Consider the following 16,228-nt stretch of genomic DNA (forward strand, 5'->3'; position numbering starts at 1 on the left):
GGCGTACGTAAGTCGTCTGCCGCTAGGCGGACTTCTCGTGGCGGCCGCCGTCGTTCTTGCCGATCGTGCGCGGCTCGCGCGGGACCAGCGTCGGGTTGACGTGGTCGCGGACGACGTCCGGCGTGATGACGACGCGGGCGACGTCCTTGCGGGACGGGACCTCGTACATCACGGACTGGAGGACTTCCTCCATGATGGCGCGCAGGCCGCGCGCGCCGGTCTGGCGCAGGATCGCCTGGTCGGCGATGGCCTCCAGTGCCTCGCGCTCGAACTCCAGCTCCACGCCGTCGAGTTCGAAGAGGCGCTGGTACTGCTTGACCAGGGCGTTGCGCGGCTCGATGAGGATCTGGAGCAGCGCCTCGCGGTCCAGGTTGTGGACCGAGGTCAGCACGGGGAGGCGGCCGATGAACTCGGGGATCATCCCGAACTTCACCAGGTCCTCCGGCATGACCTCCTGGAACTGGTCGCTCGCCTGGATCTCCAGCTTGGAGCGGATCGTGGCGCCGAAGCCGATGCCCTTGGCGCCGGCCCGGGACTCGATGATCTTCTCCAGGCCGGAGAAGGCGCCGCCCACGATGAACAGCACGTTCGTCGTGTCGATCTGGATGAACTCCTGGTGCGGGTGCTTGCGTCCGCCCTGCGGCGGGACGGAGGCGGTGGTGCCCTCCAGGATCTTCAGCAGGGCCTGCTGGACGCCCTCGCCGGAGACATCGCGGGTGATCGACGGGTTCTCGCTCTTCCGGGCGACCTTGTCGATCTCGTCGATGTAGATGATCCCGGTCTCGGCCTTCTTGACGTCGTAGTCGGCCGCCTGGATCAGCTTCAGCAGGATGTTCTCGACGTCCTCGCCGACATAGCCGGCCTCCGTCAGAGCCGTCGCGTCCGCGATGGCGAACGGGACGTTGAGCATGCGGGCCAGCGTCTGCGCCAGCAGCGTCTTGCCGGAGCCGGTGGGGCCCAGCAGCAGGATGTTCGACTTGGCCAGCTCGATCGCGTCCTCGCGACCGGCACCGCCGCCGTTCTCCCCGGCCTGGACCCGCTTGTAGTGGTTGTACACCGCGACCGAGAGGGCCTTCTTCGCGGGCTCCTGCCCGACGACGTACCCCTCGAGGAACTCGTAGATCTCGCGGGGCTTGGGAAGCTCTTCCCAGCGGACCTCGCTCGTCTCCGCGAGCTCCTCCTCGATGATCTCGTTGCAGAGATCGATGCACTCGTCGCAGATGTACACACCGGGTCCCGCGATGAGCTTCTTCACCTGCTTCTGGCTCTTGCCGCAGAACGAGCACTTGAGCAGGTCGCCGCCATCACCGATGCGTGCCACGAGGTGCTTCCCCTTCGCCTGGGAGGCCGCCTGGTTCAGCGGCTCCTGGTGCCTCTATCCGACGGTACCTTGCCTGGGCCCCCGTTCGGGCCCCCCTTGGCACGGTTCACACGGCCGAGACCGTGCAAACGGAATGTGCCAAGGGGAAAGACCGACGTCAGACCGATGCGCCCGCGGTCGTCTTGCGGGTGGACACGATCTGGTCGACGAGCCCGTACGCCAGGGCGTCCTCGGCCGTGAGGATCTTGTCGCGCTCGATGTCCTCGCGGATCTTCTCCACCGGGGTGGTCGAGTGCCGGGCCAGCATGTCCTCCAGCTGCGTCCGCATCCGGAGGATCTCGTTGGCGGCGATCTCCAGGTCGGAGAGCTGCTCGCGACCCGTCTGCGAGGACGGCTGGTGGATGAGGACGCGGGCGTGCGGGAGCGCCATGCGCTTGCCCGGGGTGCCGGCGGCGAGCAGGACGGCGGCGGCCGAGGCGGCCTGGCCCATGCAGACCGTCTGGATGTCCGGCTTCACGAACTGCATCGTGTCGTAGATCGCGGTGAGCGCGGTGAACGAGCCGCCGGGGCTGTTGATGTAGATCGAGATGTCGCGGTCCGGGTCCATCGACTCCAGGCAGAGCAGCTGCGCCATGACGTCATTGGCCGAGGCGTCGTCGACCTGGACACCGAGGAAGATCACGCGCTCCTCGAAGAGCTTCGCGTACGGGTCGTACTCACGCACACCCTGCGAGGTGCGCTCCACGAAGCGCGGGACGACATAGCGGTTGTCCACCTGCGGGCCGGTGTAGAGGCCGCTCGCGGAGGCGCCGGAGAAGTTGTTCATGTGGGTGTTCACCATCCTGGTGGCGTTCTGGGGCTGGAGGTCTCGGCGTACGAGAAGGGGGTGCGGGTGGGGTGCCGACGGTCCGGTGGGGACCGGATCAGGCACCCGTGCCGCCGCCGCCCGGGATGCCCGACGCGACCGTGATGATCTCGTCGATGAGGCCGTAGTCCTTGGCCTCCTCCGCCGTGTACCAGCGGTCGCGGTCACCGTCGCGGATGATCGTCTCGACGGACTGGCCGGAGTGGTGGGCGGTGATCTCGGCCATGCGCGTCTTGGTGCGGAGCAGGTACGCCGCCTGGATCTTGATGTCCGAGGCCGTTCCGCCGATACCGGCCGACCCCTGGTGCATGAGGATGTCGGTGTTCGGGAGCGCGAAACGCTTGCCCGCGGCGCCGCCGGTGAGCAGGAACTGGCCCATCGAGGCCGCCATGCCCATGCCGATGGTGACCACGTCGTTCGGGATGTACTGCATGGTGTCGTAGACCGCCATGCCGGCGGTCACCGAGCCACCGGGGCTGTTGATGTAGAGGTAGATGTCCTTGTCCGGGTCGGCGGCAAGGAGCAGGAGCTGCGCGGTGATCCTGTTGGCGATGTCATCGTCGACCTGCTGACCGAGGAAGATGATGCGCTCGCCGAGCAGTCGGCTGTAGACCTGGTCACCGAGGCCTCCACCGAGGGACGGCTCTCCGGCGGCGTAGGGCATCAGATTCGTCACGTATCCACCTGCTCGTCTCTGACGGCTCCGGCCGTCTCAGCGTCTTCGTACCGGGGGATGGGGGACTCCCCCACCCTTCCTCTTCATGGACCCTAACGCGCAGGTAGGACAACGCCATCCCGGTTCCGCAACTGTTCGCTGGGAGCGCAAGGTCCGCCGTGGGCACAGGGGTTCCGGTGCCGCACAGCGATGCGGGGTGTGACAGCGACGGGCCCCGGACGCGTGTGGTGCGTCCGGGGCCCGTCGTGCCGGCCGGCGCGTGGCCGACCTGGGATCAGGGCGAGGCTCAGGCCTCGTTCTTCTCCTCGGCCTTGTCCTCGGTGGCGGCCTCGGCGGATACCTCCGTGGTCTCGTCCTCGTCGTCCTCCAGGTCGACGACCTCACCGTTGGTGTCGACGACCTTGGCGGCCTCGACGACGACGGCGAGCGCCTTGCCGCGGGCGACCTCGCCGACGAGCATCGGTACCTGGCCACCCTCGACGACGGCCTGGGCGAACTGGTCGGGGCTCATGCCGGAGGAGGCCGCACGCCGCATGAGGTGCTCGGTGAGCTCCTCCTGGTTGACGTTGAGCTTCTCCTTGTTGACGAGCTCGTCCAGGATGAACTGGGTCTTGATGCCCTTGATGGCCTGCTCGGAGGTCTCGTTCTCGAACTCCTCCAGGGTCTTGCCCTGGATCTCGAGGTACTTCTCCAGGTCGAGGCCCATCTGGCCGAGCTGGTGGTGCTCCAGGTTGTGCTTGCGGGTCTGGACCTCGTCCGCGAGCAGCTTCTCCGGGATCGGGACCTCGGCGAGCTTCAGCAGCTCCTCCAGGACGCGCTCCTGGGCCTGGGTGGCCTGGTCGTACTGCTTGGTGGTCTCCAGGCGCTTGCGGCTGTCGGCCTTCAGCTCCTCCAGCGTGTCGAACTCGCTGGCCATCTGGGCGAAGTCGTCGTCCAGCTCGGGGAGCTCACGGGCGGCGACGGCGGTGACCTTGACGGTGACCTCGGCGGCCTTGCCCTCGGCGGAGCCGCCCTTCAGCTCGGAGGTGAAGGTGGCCTCGCCACCGGCCTCCAGGCCGGTCACGGCCTCGTCGATACCGTCGAGGAGCTCGCCGGAACCGATGGTGTACGAGACACCGGCGGCCACGCCGTCCTCCAGGACCTCGCCGTCGACCTTGGCCTCCAGGTCGATCGTGACGACGTCACCGTCGGCGGCGGCGCGCTCGACCGGGTTGGTGGAGGCGAAGCGCTCGCGCAGCTGCTCCACGGCCTTCTCGACCTCTTCGTCGGTGACCTCAAGGGCGTCGACGGTGACCTCGATGCCGGAGTAGTCCGGGATCTCGATCTCGGGGCGTACGTCAACCTCGGCGGTGAAGGCCAGCAGCTCGCCGTCCTTCAGCTCGGTGATGTCGACCTCGGGCTGGCCGAGGACGTTCAGCTCACCCTCGTTGACCGCCTCGGTGTAGAACTTCGGAAGGGCGTCGTTGACGGCCTCCTCCAGCACAGCACCGCGGCCGAACCGCTGGTCGATGACCCGGGCGGGGATCTTGCCCTTGCGGAAGCCCTTCACCGTGACCTGCTGGTTGATCTTCTTGTACGCCGCGTCGAGGCTGTCCTTGAGCTCCTCGAAGGGCACCTCGATGCTGAGCCGAACCCGGGTCGGGTTCAGGGTCTCCACGGCGCTCTTCACGGTTCGGTCTCCTTGGTGGCTGACTTCTTGGGGTTCTGCTGGGCCGCCTGACTGGCGGCTTCGCGGACCGAGCCCGGTACATCAGACACACGGGCACGCAATTTGCATAGTAACGGCAAGGGGGAGGACTCCCACAATGCGATCTTGCTGGTGGTCGGGGTGGCCGGATTCGAACCGACGACCTTCCGCTCCCAAAGCGGACGCGCTACCAAGCTGCGCCACACCCCGTCGGTGCGACACGTAGGGTACATGCACCGGAGCCCTGCGTCGGCCCCTTTACGACAGGGGCGGGGAGCGGTGGTCCGGCGGCCGGCGTCAACGGGTGTGCGGAGAGCGCCGCCGACCCGCTACGATGCTTTCCGTGCCGCGGTCCGGTGGACCTGCGGTGCGGTGCACGCGGGCGTAGCTCAATGGTAGAGCCCTAGTCTTCCAAACTAGCTACGCGGGTTCGATTCCCGTCGCCCGCTCCAGATGCCTAAGGGCCAGGTCGGAGAGTCATTCTCCAGCCTGGCCCTAGCGCTTTGCCGATCTTCATCTAGCCCTACGTGCCCGCTGTGTGCCCGTTCGGATCGGACTCTTGCTTCCGGGCCTTCTCAATGGCCGCGCTCACCGCGTTGCCGATCAGCCGCTCTCGCTCGGCGGTCGCGTGCTGGTAGATCAGCGCCGCACGGGCCGTACTGTGGCCCATTCTCGTCATCAACTCGCGCGTACTGGCACCGGTCGCCGCCGCCAGGGTGTTGCCCGTATGACGAAGATCATGGAAGTGCAGCCCCTTGATCGCAGCGAGATCGCACGCCTTGCGCCACAGCCGGTTGAAGTGGTTCCGCCGAGGCGTCGCGCCCTTGGCACCAACGAAGACCCGGCCATCCGCTCCGGGCTCCGCGTAGACCGTCAGATGCGCGGCCAGCTCGCCATGGATCACCGCCGGGATCGCCACGGTGCGCTTCCCGGCAGCGCTCTTGGGCTCCTTCACCAGACGCGTGCCGTTGTGGAGTTCGGCGATATTCCGACGCACCCGCAAAGCGCCGGCCGACAGGTCCAAGTCTCGACGGCGGAGCCCGACCAACTCCCCCCAGCGAAGCCCGGAGAAAGCCGCCAGGAGGACAAGGGCGCGATACCTAGGCTGGATGGCCTCCGCGAGCGCGTAGACCTCCTGAACCGTCGCTATGGGCCGCTCAGGGGTCGGTGCGGTGCTGGCCCCCTTGACCCGGCAGGGGTTTCGCCGGATCAACCGGTCATCTACTGCGGTCATCAGTACCGCCCGGAGGAGGGCGTACGACTTCGCAACCGTTGACGGGCCGGTCCCGCCCTCCAGTCGGGCGACCCGCCAGGCGCGGACCATGGCCGAGGTGATGTCCGCTACCGCGACGTTGCCGAAGGTGGGGACCAGGTGATTGCGGAGCAGCGAGCGGTAGAGATCGGCGGTCGAGGCCCCAATGCCGCGCTCGGTGATCCAAGTGGCCGCGTAGGAACCGAAATCGATCCGGCCCGCACCAGGGTCAGACCAGTCGCCCGAACGCAGTTCCGCTTGCCGCTCCGCCAGCCAGTCATCGGCATCACGCTTGGTTCGGAAGGTCTCAGGCGCGGGCCGGTCGATGCCGTCGGCTCCGAGGTAGCGAGCTTGATAGCGGCCGGAAGGCAGCTTCCGTACCCGCCCGAAGGAACGCTTTTTGCCTGCCATCAGGCAGCCCTCCTCAGAGCAGCACGGCGCAGCAACACGGGCTCAACGGTGTTGGCAGCGATGAAGGCCGCTACGGCGGTCTCGGGGATGCGGACGTGTCGGCCGACCTTGACGAAGGTGATCCGGCGCTCCTCGATCAGCCGCCGGGGGAACCGGGCGGTGGTGCCGAGGAGTTCGGCGACCTGATCAACGCTGAGCAAGCGTTCCATGCTCACCACTCCCCCATCGTGTCGAGTGCTTCGAGTTCGGCGCGTGCTTCGCGGGCGGTGGTGCGGCCGGTCTGGATATCGCGGGCGATCGTGGCAGCGAGCCAGGACTCACCCGGGGTGTGGCCGTGCCCTGCGTAGGTCCAGTGGGCGAGGGTCAGTGTGGAGCCCTCCGGGGCGTCATCGGGGTCAGGGAGGCCGCGTTCGCGGCGTTCCTGGCGGGCCCGGTAGTCGGCCCTCACCTGGCGGAGTGCGCCGAGGGTGGTGGAGTAGGCGCGGGACTTGGTGGAGAAGTGGCCACGGAAGCCGAGCATGTGGGCCCAGCGCCACAGCATCCGGTCCGGGTAGGCGTCGTCCAGGACGAAGCACGCTTCGATCAGGCGGCGGGCGTGGTCGGGCAGGTCGGTGAGCTTGTCCAGCTCTCCCAGCTCCCCGATGCGGCGGTCCACCGTCCCGGTGGTCTCGGCAGCCTTGGTGGCGTACTTCGCCACGTACGCGGCCACCGCCTCCTCCGACAGGTCCTCATTCGCACTCCCAGCACCGATGGGGCGGACGTCCACCTGTGTGCCCCATGCCAGCGTCCGGGCGGGATGGTCGCCGGAGGGCGGGAGCGGGACCGTGGCACGGGCGGCAGCCGCCTGGATCGCGTCCGTGAGCAGGGCGACGGAGGCCCAGCCCGGGGGCGGGGTCTCAGATCCTTCGGGGCCGTCGAGTCGGACGATGGCGTGGAAGTGGACCGCGCCGCGCTTCTGGAACTCGGCGACCTTCCCGAAGGAGACCCGGCAGACCTCGGCAGCCTCTTTCTGGGAAAGGCCGGCGCGGGCGGCGACCTCCCGGCGGAGGTAGATGGTGAACCGTCGCCAGAGGTCCCCGGCGTGGTTGTTCCACAGCACCGCCCCCGCATAGTCGTACGTGCCCGGGTTCAGGGCGTTGCCGAGGAGCGGGGAGTCTTCGGGGTGGTCGGTGCCGCACCGGCAGACACCCCGGTTGGGCCGGTTGTGGACCGGGCCGAAGCTCGGGGCCGTGAGGGTGGCAAAGACCTTGGGGTGCGTGCGCACCGTCACCGGCGTCCCCTTGGCCACGTCGCCGGTGAGTCCGGCGCGGATGAGGTGGAAGGTGTCTCCGGCGTAGGTCCAGGCGCAGGAGGGGCAGCGGGAGGCCCGCCGGTTCCCGCACGCGACACGGAGCCGTCCACCGGGCTCGCCCTGGGTGCTGTAGGAGTAGAGCACCTGCCCCGACTTCGCGTCGCGGGTGGTGGTCATGCCTTCCAGGTGGATCGGGTCCGAGCAGCCACCGGTCCGGCGGACCTGCTCCTGCCACCGGCCGAAGCCGGGGGCGTTGGCGACCCGTAAGAGGTCAGCCAGGGTCAGCGGATCGGTGCCCACGATCGCGGCAGCACCGGCCACGGCCGAGGGCTCTACGGGAAAGAGGGTCACCGGCGACGCCCCCGGCGCGCGGACTCACGTTCCACGACCCTCTGATGAGCGTCGTAGGCGTCCGACTTGGCCTGATAGGCGCGCTCCATCTCACGCCGCGCCTCGGGCGAGGGATCGACGGAGCTACGCCAGTACGCGTCAACCGACTCGTTATGCGTACGCAGCATCTCTGCCTGAGACGCCTTCTCCGCCTTGCTCTGCTTGCTACCTCCGAACAGTCCCATTACGCGGCCACCTCCAGCCGAGGAGCCGCACCCACGAGCGCGGAGAGACGGCCGATGTGGGCCGAGTGCCGGTCCTTGGCGCGGTCGCTGATCTCGCTGGCCGTGATCTGGCCGGGGTCGAACTCGTTGAGACCGGAGCCCTCGCAGACCCAGCAGAAGATCGACAGGCAGTCGTCCTCACCGGCCCAGCCAGACCCGGCGCACTCCGAGCAGTCCGCCCAGGGGCGGGATGTCAGGAAGTACAGGCACTCACCCGGTTCGGCGCACCGCGACTCCAGGCACGCCGGGCAGGCCCGACCTAACGCCGAACGACGCACAACCACAGCAGAAGCAGTCATGATGGAAGCTCCCTGATGGGACAGGGGGGCGGTGTGTCTGCTTGGCGGTAGGAACGCCGCCCCCAACTGGCTTGAGCCACTTACTGGCTTAAGCCAGTTGAGCACGAAGGGCTGCGCGGGTCAAGACGCTGGCTTAAGCCAGTTGCTATGCTCGGTTCATGACCGCATCCGACCGCTCCCCCCAGCAGCCAGCCAGCCGACGAATCGCTGACGCCCTCCGCGCCTCGATCGAGCGGGGCGAGCTGGAGGCCGGCCAGAAGCTCCCGTCTGAGCGAGCCCTGGCCGAGCAGTACGGAGCGGCGCGCAACACCGCGCGAGAAGCCATCCGCCTCCTGGCCGAGCAGGGGCTCGTGACCGCGAAGCACGGTCGGGGCGTATTCGTACGCGAACCCCAACGTCTCTTCCGCTTCGGCAGCGATCGGTACTCAATCGCGAACCGGGAGACCGGGCTTACCCCCTTCCGCCTGGAAGCCAAGAAGCAGGGCAAGGTCCCGCGCATCGACGTCTTGAGCATCACCCGCGAGGTACCGCCCTCCGACGTCGCGGAGCGGCTCCAAGTCCCGGCCGACAGCGAAAGCGTCGTGCACCGCGAGAACCACTACTTCGCGGACGATGAGCCGGTCCAGATCGTCTCCACCTACCTGCGCTGGGAGGAGGCGGAGGGCACTCTCCTTATGCAGGCGAAGTCAGGGCCGAACGGGATCTACGGCCGCCTTGAGGAGCTGGGCCACGTGATGACGCGGGTGCGCGACGAGATCAGCGCTCGGATGCCTTCACCAGAAGAGGCCCGGGTACTTGACCTCTTGCCAGGGGTGCCCGTACTCGAAGTGCTCCACACGAGCCTGGATCAGAACTCGGAGCCTTTCGAGGTGTCCCGGTACGTGCACCGCGCCGATCAAACCGGGCTCCTCTACGAGCTGCCCGTTTCCTAGCCCACTGCTCCGTTGGAGGACTCGCGTGGCTGACACCACCATTCGCCCTATCGAAGATGCCGACGTTCCCGGAGCTGCGGCAGCCCTGGTCGAAGTCCACTCGACGGATGACTATCCGGTTGAGGGAGTGGGTGACCCCGAGGCATGGATCACGCCGCCGGGAGTCGTGAAGGCGTGGGTAGCTCACCGGGACGGTGTGGTGGGGCATATCGCGATCATGAAGGCGGAGGGGGAGAAGGCCGTCACCCTCTGGCAGCAGCAGAGCGGAGAGGCTGAGTCCCGCATCGGTGTACTGGCCCGGCTGTTCGTGGTGCGATCTGCGCGGAAGCACGCCGTGGGCGAAAGCCTCATGCGCGCAGCCATGGACTACGCCGAGGAGAACGGCCTACGCCTTGTGCTCGACGTGATGGAGAAGGACGAGGCAGCCATCCGCCTCTACGAACGCTTGGGCTGGCAGTTCATCGGCGGAGCCACGCACCAATTCGGAGACAGTCAGCAGATCCCCGCCAAGTGCTACGTCTGGCCCGCCAGCTAGCTCCGGGACGTTACAGGTTTCTCTACCTCATCAAGGCACCCGGCTGCGCTCCGCTCCGCCGGGCGCGCTTCCCGGCTCTGGCTGCGCCCGCGCTCCTGCCTTCGGCCCGCTCGGCGCTGCCGCCGCCGACGCGCGCCCACAACTGGATAGGCCCGGGGGCATGAGACGAGAACCAAGCCCGCGGCTTCACGACGATGCCTCCGGCGGGGGCGCTCAGACTCCGGGATGGGACGGGGCACCGTTCGCGAGTGCCGGCCGGAGCGGGGCGAGCGTCGTGGGGCTCCCATCCCGACCACCTTCGACCCAGGCAGAGCCGAGCAGTCGCGGCCCAGGGCGTCAAGGTCGTTCGTACAGTGGCGCGCTCCACCTTGACGCCCTGAACCACGACCGCTCCACGGTGTGTGGGTCGAAGGCGGACGGGATGGGAGCCGGGGTGAGTGGTGGGTCAGAGCGCTGCCCACCTTCGCTTCGAAGCCCGATCCGGCCCGCAGAAGCTTGGGAAACCAAGGAAAACCTTGGATTCCAAGGAAGAGACCCCGCCAGCGACCAGGCCAACCTTCGGATCTCAAGAAGGATCTAAGGTCAACGCATGGAAAGTCCTTGGAACTTGCTTTTGAGGGCCCGCCTAGGAGAGACTCCAGCAACGGGCACGACGCAACAACAGTCCAGCCCAGTCTTGGCTCATGCACGCATGGGCAGACGCGCTTGCGGCTCCCCGGCAACCCACAGGGACATCGCAAGGCGGTCATCAGCACTGCCGACGCTCAACGCATGCCGATAGGTGCCCAATCTCATCTGCTTTGGCGGCTGGAGAGACCAAGCACCTTCGGCTTACGCAGGAGGTTCCATGAACTACCGAGAGAACCCACGCCACTTACCCTCTCGCAGAATCAAGAGGGCCAGGCGTGGGCAGATTAGCGCTGCACCCCGGCTTCCCGCAAGCCGATCGCACGGTTTCGCGGCGGCAGCGACCGCCGTGGGGACGCTCATCTCCGCCCTGGCGGCCAGCGGGGCCCTCATCCTCGCCAACCCTCCTGGGGCGCACCCCATGCCCGTCACGTGCCCGATAACGCGGAATCTCACGGGGAACCCCGGGGAATCAGCGAGCGCGGACAGGCACCCCGCAGGTCAGCATTACGCCAGGTCAGGGGACTTCCACGTACGGGGTCTTCCAAACTAGCTACGCGGGTTCGATTCCCGTCGCCCGCTCCATGCCAGGGCCCGGTCCGACGTCTCCGTCGGACCGGGCCTCTCGCGTCACCGGGCCTCCGGCGGACGGGAGGCGGACCGGCTCAGAAGCTGATCTGGTTGATCGTGTCCGCTATCGAGTTCATGAACCTGTTGATCGACGGGGCCATGCCGGTCGACGCCAGGAAGAAGCCGAAGAGCACGGCGACGAGCGCGGGGCCGGGCTTGATGGAGCCGCCCCGGATCATTACCACCAGGACGACCGCGAACAGCAGCACCATAGACAGTGAGATAGCCACGTCTGATCACACCCTCGGTCGGTCTTGGTCGGTCCGCTTCGCCGGTCCGGAAACGCGCACCACTGCGCGCCCCGTCGCGTCCATCGTGCCACCAACTCCCCCGTGTCTGCTGCCGGGTGACGGATCGCACTGACCGGATCCCGCCATCCTGCCCAGCTCGGCGGCGCTCCACTCCGCACCCCCGCGCTTCCGCCGCGAAATCCGCGCGGCGCATATTCACCGACCCGCCTGTGGTGATCGCTTCCTCGATCACCACAGGTCGTTCACAGGTAATTGGCGTGCGCGGATGCGAGGTAATTCACTCCTCGAACACGCCGCCGATATTCCCTGTTTAAGAGGGATCAAGTGTGTCATAGCGGGCAGTGGTCGATTGTTTCGAACGCGAATAGAGGGGAAAACGCGCCATCTCAACGCGGTTTTACGCGCGGCAATCGACGGGTCTAAGGTGCCTTAGATGTTCCAAGCTCCGAGCGTATTCACCAGGGCCCCGCACCCCCCGGCGACCCGGGAATCGGAGCCCAGATCCGAGCGGACGCCCACCCCCACGGCCACCGCCCCGGCACCCAAGGCCCCGCCGGCGGCGGCGAAGCAGCGTGACCCCTACTTCGACAACGTGAAGTACCTGGCCATCGTGCTGGTCGCGGTGGCGCACGCCTGGGAGCCGGTGATGGACGGCAGCCGGGCCACCCGGGCGCTCTACATGATCGTGTACACGTTCCACATGCCGGCCTTCATCCTCATCTCCGGCTATTTCTCCCGTAACTTCGACCTGTCCGCGCCGAAGGTGAAGCGGCTGATCACCGGCGTCGTCGTGCCCTACGTCCTGTTCGAGACGGCCTATTCGCTCTTCAAGCGGTACGTGGACGACTCCCCCGACACCGCGATCAGCCTGGCCGATCCGCTCTATCTGACGTGGTTCCTGATCGCCCTGTTCATCTGGCGGGTCACCACGCCGATCTGGCGCACACTGCGCCACCCGCTGCCGGTGGCGCTCGCCATCGCGATGCTGGCCTCGGTCTCCCCCGACATCGGCGACGACCTGGATCTCCAGCGGGTCTTCCAGTTCCTGCCGTTCTTCGTCCTCGGCCTGCTGATGAAGCCGGAGCACTTCCAGCTGGTCCGGCGCCGCGAGGTGCGGCTGCTGGCCCTGCCGCTGTTCGCGGGCGCGCTGCTGTTCGCGTACTGGATCGCCCCGCACATGCAGCTCGGCTGGCTCTACCGTGCCAACAGCGCCCAGGAGAGGGACGCACCGTGGTGGTCGGGCGCGGTGATGTCCCTGGCCCTGTTCGGCTGCGCGCTGGCGCTGACCGTCGGCTTCCTGGCCTGGGTGCCGCGCCGGCACACCTGGTTCACGGCGCTGGGCGCCGGAACGATCTGCGGCTACCTGCTCCACGGGTTCCTGATCAAGGGGGCCGTCTACACGGGCCTGTTCGACCGGTACACCTGGCTCTCCGACCCCGTCGGCCTGGTCGTCGTCTCGGCCGTGGCCGCCGTCGCGGTGACGCTCATGTGCTCGCCGCCGGTGGGCCGGGCGCTGAAGTTCGCCACCGAACCTGACATGCCGTGGGCGTTCCGGAAGGACCCCGCCCAGCGCTGAACCCGCTGCCCCTGGTGCCTGATCCGCCGGGCACACCCTTGGTCTCCGATCCACCCGCGCCACCGGCCGCGGGTGGATCAGCGCGTTTCCGGGTTGGCCGAAACCTTTCGGTCGGAGGGCGAACCTCCGCCGGTCAGCCCCAACAGCCCCCGTACCTGCGCATATTTCGCCGTCAGCCGGGTACGGGTCGGCTCCTCCAGGACAGCGAGACGGGCCGGATCGGCGTTGTGGGCCAGATCCGCCTCCTTGATGAGCAGCGCGCCCTCGGTGGCGAGGATCCGTGCGGTGTACGAGGTCAGCTCCTCGCCCGGCCGTTTGGTGACGGCCAGGACCATGTCCTTGACCTCCTGCGGCAGCGCGGCCCCGGCCAGCCACCGGGCGGAGAGCGCATCGTCCTCGATCGCGTCGTGCAGCCAGGCCGCCGCGATCTGCTGGTCGGTGCCGCCCCGCACCCGTACGCCCTCGGCCACCGCCGCCAGGTGTTCGGTGTACGGGCGGCCCGCCTTGTCGGTCTGCGCCGCATGGGCCTCACGGGCTAGGGCCTCGACCTGGGCCAGGTTCAGATGGGTGCCGGACATGGCCCGACTCTACGGCGGCACGTCAACGCCCTCGCCGGCCTGCGGCGTCGCCGGAACCGGCCGCCACCGCCCAATCCGACAAAAGATGACAATACGGCGATCTCACAGTTGCAGAGTCAATCGTTCGGTAAACTAATTACTGACGGTTTATTGACACCCTCTTGACACCTTCTTGACCTATCCCGAAGGAACAGGCTCATCGGACACGCAGACACCCTCCTCGCCATGGGCGGCGCCTTCCTGGCCGCTGCCGTCCTCGCCCGCCTCGGCGGCCGTATCGGGCTGCCGACGATCCCCCTGTTCATCCTGGCCGGCATCCTCCTCGGCCCTCATACGCCTGGTTACACGCTTCTCTCCAACCCGCACGACCTGGAGATGCTCTCCGCGCTGGGACTCGTCCTCCTGCTCTTCTACCTGGGGCTCGAGTTCCACATGGACGACCTCAGGACGGGCGGCCGGAAGATGGCCATCGCGGGCGGGACCTATCTGGTCCTGAACGTGGGCGCCGGTCTCGGTTTCGGTTTCGCACTGGGCTGGGGCACGTCGGAGGCGCTGGTCCTCGCCGGTGTGCTCGGCATATCCTCGTCCGCCATCGTCACCAAGATCCTGGTGGACCTGGGCCGCATCGGTAACCCGGAGACCCGGCCGATCCTCGGCATCATCGTCGTCGAGGACGTCTTCCTCGCCCTCTACCTCGCCGCTCTCCAGCCGATCCTGTCCGGTGCGGACAGTCTCTCGGCCATGCTCGTCGACGCCGGCAAGGCCTTCGGCTTCCTGCTGCTGCTCGCTCTGGCGGCCCGGTTCGGGACGAAGCTCATCGGCAAGCTGATGAACACCCGGGACGACGAGCTCCTCGTCATCTCCTTCCTCGGTGTCGCGGTCTTCGTCGCCGGTGTCTCCGAGATGTTCGGCGTCGCCGACGCGATCGGTGCCTTCATGGTCGGCCTGATGCTCGGCTCGACCACCTCCGGCGAACGCATCCTCAAGCTGGTCCACCCGCTGCGCGACGCGTTCGGCGCGATCTTCTTCTTCGCCTTCGGCCTCTCCATCGACCCCGGCGTCCTCCCGAGCGTCTTCTGGCCGGTGCTGGCGGCCGTCGTCCTGACGCTCGCGATGAACGTGGCCGCGGGTCTCGCCGCCGCCCGGATCTACGACTTCGGCTCGCAGGGCACGGCCAACATCGCCACCACGCTGGTGGCCCGCGGCGAGTTCGCGCTCATCCTCGCGACGATGGCGGCCGCCGCCGGACTCGACAGCCGGCTCTCGCCGTTCATCGCCGGCTATGTGCTCCTGCTCGCCGTCCTCGCCCCGCTGGCGGCCGGACGCTCGCACTGGCTGGCCCGGATCCTGCCCGGCGGACGCGGCGGCAAGGACGACGGCGGCGGCAAGGACGGCGACAAGGATCAGGAACAGGTCCCGGTGTCGGTCTGAACGGCTGCGGAGGGTGCCGCCGGGAAGCACCCGAGGGTGATGATCACCACATGATCACCCTCGGGTGACGGGTGCCTCTTCGTTGACGAGAGGCCGAGGCGCTCAGGCCCTGCGCGAGAGCAGCAGCAGTGCCCGGTCGTCGTTGACATCCTTGGCGCAGGCCTCGATCAGATGCCAGGCCGCGCCCTCGAAACCGGTGGAGACGTAGCGTTCGGCCTCACCCGTCAGCCGGTCGATGCCCTCGGCGATATCCCGGTCGGACGCCTCCACCAGGCCGTCCGTGAAGAGCATCAGCACGTCTCCCGGCGCGAGCGAGCCCTTCACCGCGTCGAACTCGGCCCCGTCGTAGACACCGAGCAGCGGGCCCTCGCCCGACTTCTCCTCCCACTGCCCGCTGCCCGCGTGCAGTTGCAGGGCCGGTGGATGGCCGGCCGAGAAGATCTCGTAGTCCCCGGAGTCCAGATCCAGCACCAGGTGGATCGAGGTCGCGAACCCCTCGTCCCAGTCCTGCCGCAGCAGATAGCCGTTGGCGGCGGCGAGGAAGCCGTGCGGCGGCAGCGAGCCGAGCAGCCCGCCGAAGGCGCCGGAGAGCAGCAGGGCCCGAGAGCCCGCGTCCATGCCCTTGCCGGAGACGTCGGTGAGGACGACCTCCAGGGTCCGGCCGCCGTGGGTGCGGGCCGCGACGACGAAGTCGCCGGAGAAGGACTGGCCGCCGGCCGGGCGCAGGGCCATCTCGCGGTGCCAGCCCTGCGGCAGCCGGGGCAGGGAGCTCTGCACCCGGATGCGTTCGCGCAGGTCGAAGAGCATCGTGCCGCCGCGCCGCCACGGCACGCCGACCCGGGCCCGGAACTGGGCCAGGATCAGCCCGAAGAACCCGCAGGCGGCGACCACGAGGACGGTGCCCGGAGTGACCCGGGCGGGGCCGTCCAGGTACGGGCCGAGAATGAGCGCTTCCGCGATCAGGGCGGCGGCGGACGTGGCGTACAGACCGAGCAGGCTGGCGGGGCGCAGCAGGAGGCCGCCCGCGACGATGGGCAGTGCGAGGGCGGCCGGGTCGATCCACACCGGGCTGGCGATGGTGGCGAAGGTGATGGCCGGAATCGTCAGCAGGAGACCGGCCAGGGCGATCCAGTCGGAGCCGTCGCCGCGGAAGTAGTCCACCCCAGACCTGCGCAGCCCGATGCGGGCCCGGTGCGCCGATCTGCGCCACCGGGCCCAGAAGTCGTCCACTCCTGCGCGACGGGCCATTGCC

15 protein-coding genes and 2 tRNA genes are annotated in these 16,228 nt (G+C 68.1%); 5 read left to right on the forward strand and 12 right to left on the reverse strand.

Annotated elements, in window-relative coordinates:
* Nucleotides 1-22 precede the first annotated feature (22 nt).
* The 5 genes from clpX to ACIRR8_RS02140 all read right to left on the reverse strand — a co-directional run bounded on the left by clpX (nucleotide 23) and on the right by ACIRR8_RS02140 (nucleotide 4,759).
* Nucleotides 23-1,321 carry an ATP-dependent Clp protease ATP-binding subunit ClpX gene (clpX, locus tag ACIRR8_RS02120; protein ID WP_018511479.1) on the reverse strand — a complete coding sequence of 433 codons (1,299 nt, stop codon included), beginning with the start codon at nucleotides 1,319-1,321 and terminating at the stop codon, nucleotides 23-25.
* Between the two features lie 157 nt (nucleotides 1,322-1,478).
* Nucleotides 1,479-2,162: an ATP-dependent Clp protease proteolytic subunit gene (locus ACIRR8_RS02125; RefSeq protein WP_404057960.1), complete on the reverse strand. Its 684-nt coding sequence runs from the start codon at nucleotides 2,160-2,162 to the stop codon at nucleotides 1,479-1,481.
* Nucleotides 2,163-2,244: 82 nt separating this feature from the next.
* Nucleotides 2,245-2,850: an ATP-dependent Clp protease proteolytic subunit gene (locus ACIRR8_RS02130; protein WP_404058693.1), complete on the reverse strand. Its 606-nt coding sequence runs from the start codon at nucleotides 2,848-2,850 to the stop codon at nucleotides 2,245-2,247.
* Nucleotides 2,851-3,148: 298 nt separating this feature from the next.
* A complete protein-coding gene (gene tig, locus ACIRR8_RS02135; RefSeq protein ID WP_404057962.1) occupies nucleotides 3,149-4,531 on the reverse strand; it encodes a trigger factor in 1,383 nt (460 codons plus the stop codon).
* A gap of 151 nt (nucleotides 4,532-4,682) precedes the next feature.
* Nucleotides 4,683-4,759 (reverse strand) — tRNA-Pro (locus ACIRR8_RS02140).
* 168 nt (nucleotides 4,760-4,927) lie between these two features.
* Here ACIRR8_RS02140 and ACIRR8_RS02145 point away from each other — a divergent pair.
* A tRNA-Gly gene (locus ACIRR8_RS02145) sits at nucleotides 4,928-5,001 on the forward strand.
* A gap of 71 nt (nucleotides 5,002-5,072) precedes the next feature.
* On the opposite strand, the gene ACIRR8_RS02150 is transcribed toward ACIRR8_RS02145, so the two are convergent.
* From ACIRR8_RS02150 to ACIRR8_RS02165, 4 genes are all read right to left on the reverse strand, one after another.
* The gene (locus ACIRR8_RS02150; RefSeq protein WP_404057964.1) at nucleotides 5,073-6,212 is read right to left on the reverse strand and encodes a tyrosine-type recombinase/integrase; all 1,140 of its coding nucleotides are present in this window, start codon (nucleotides 6,210-6,212) and stop codon (nucleotides 5,073-5,075) included.
* Nucleotides 6,212-6,421, reverse strand: coding sequence for a helix-turn-helix domain-containing protein (locus tag ACIRR8_RS02155; protein WP_350828960.1), 210 nt, complete (start codon nucleotides 6,419-6,421; stop codon nucleotides 6,212-6,214). Before ACIRR8_RS02155 ends, ACIRR8_RS02150 begins: the two co-directional genes overlap by 1 nt.
* A gap of 2 nt (nucleotides 6,422-6,423) precedes the next feature.
* Nucleotides 6,424-7,854: a replication initiator protein RepSA gene (gene repSA, locus ACIRR8_RS02160; RefSeq protein ID WP_404057967.1), complete on the reverse strand. Its 1,431-nt coding sequence runs from the start codon at nucleotides 7,852-7,854 to the stop codon at nucleotides 6,424-6,426.
* Between the two features lie 223 nt (nucleotides 7,855-8,077).
* On the reverse strand, nucleotides 8,078-8,416 hold the full coding sequence (locus ACIRR8_RS02165; protein WP_351728676.1) for a hypothetical protein: 339 nt from the start codon (nucleotides 8,414-8,416) through the stop codon (nucleotides 8,078-8,080).
* A gap of 158 nt (nucleotides 8,417-8,574) precedes the next feature.
* On the opposite strand from ACIRR8_RS02165, the gene ACIRR8_RS02170 reads away from it, so the two are divergent.
* Nucleotides 8,575-9,348 carry a GntR family transcriptional regulator gene (locus ACIRR8_RS02170; RefSeq protein WP_055560450.1) on the forward strand — a complete coding sequence of 258 codons (774 nt, stop codon included), beginning with the start codon at nucleotides 8,575-8,577 and terminating at the stop codon, nucleotides 9,346-9,348.
* Between the two features lie 25 nt (nucleotides 9,349-9,373).
* Nucleotides 9,374-9,883, forward strand: coding sequence for a GNAT family N-acetyltransferase (locus ACIRR8_RS02175; RefSeq protein WP_404057970.1), 510 nt, complete (start codon nucleotides 9,374-9,376; stop codon nucleotides 9,881-9,883).
* 1,292 nt (nucleotides 9,884-11,175) lie between these two features.
* Here ACIRR8_RS02175 and ACIRR8_RS02180 read toward each other — a convergent pair.
* Entirely contained in the window at nucleotides 11,176-11,370 is a 195-nt protein-coding gene (locus tag ACIRR8_RS02180; RefSeq protein WP_109165690.1) for a hypothetical protein, read from the reverse strand.
* Nucleotides 11,371-11,824: 454 nt separating this feature from the next.
* On the opposite strand from ACIRR8_RS02180, the gene ACIRR8_RS02185 reads away from it, so the two are divergent.
* On the forward strand, nucleotides 11,825-12,967 hold the full coding sequence (locus ACIRR8_RS02185) for an acyltransferase family protein (RefSeq protein WP_404057972.1): 1,143 nt from the start codon (nucleotides 11,825-11,827) through the stop codon (nucleotides 12,965-12,967).
* 77 nt (nucleotides 12,968-13,044) lie between these two features.
* On the opposite strand, the gene ACIRR8_RS02190 is transcribed toward ACIRR8_RS02185, so the two are convergent.
* Nucleotides 13,045-13,545, reverse strand: a complete 501-nt coding sequence (locus tag ACIRR8_RS02190; RefSeq protein ID WP_404057974.1) for an HD domain-containing protein — start codon at nucleotides 13,543-13,545, stop codon at nucleotides 13,045-13,047.
* Between the two features lie 225 nt (nucleotides 13,546-13,770).
* Between ACIRR8_RS02190 and ACIRR8_RS02195 the strand changes: the two genes are divergently transcribed.
* Complete coding sequence (locus tag ACIRR8_RS02195) at nucleotides 13,771-14,976, forward strand: cation:proton antiporter (RefSeq protein ID WP_404057976.1); 1,206 nt, start codon at nucleotides 13,771-13,773, stop codon at nucleotides 14,974-14,976.
* Nucleotides 14,977-15,078: 102 nt separating this feature from the next.
* On the opposite strand, the gene ACIRR8_RS02200 is transcribed toward ACIRR8_RS02195, so the two are convergent.
* The gene (locus ACIRR8_RS02200) at nucleotides 15,079-16,224 is read right to left on the reverse strand and encodes a PP2C family protein-serine/threonine phosphatase (protein ID WP_404057978.1); all 1,146 of its coding nucleotides are present in this window, start codon (nucleotides 16,222-16,224) and stop codon (nucleotides 15,079-15,081) included.
* Between the last annotated feature and the right edge of the window lie 4 nt (nucleotides 16,225-16,228).

Origin of the sequence: Streptomyces sp. NPDC101178 (genome assembly GCF_044767965.1) — a bacterium.
Taxonomy (GTDB): Bacteria; Actinomycetota; Actinomycetes; order Streptomycetales; family Streptomycetaceae; genus Streptomyces.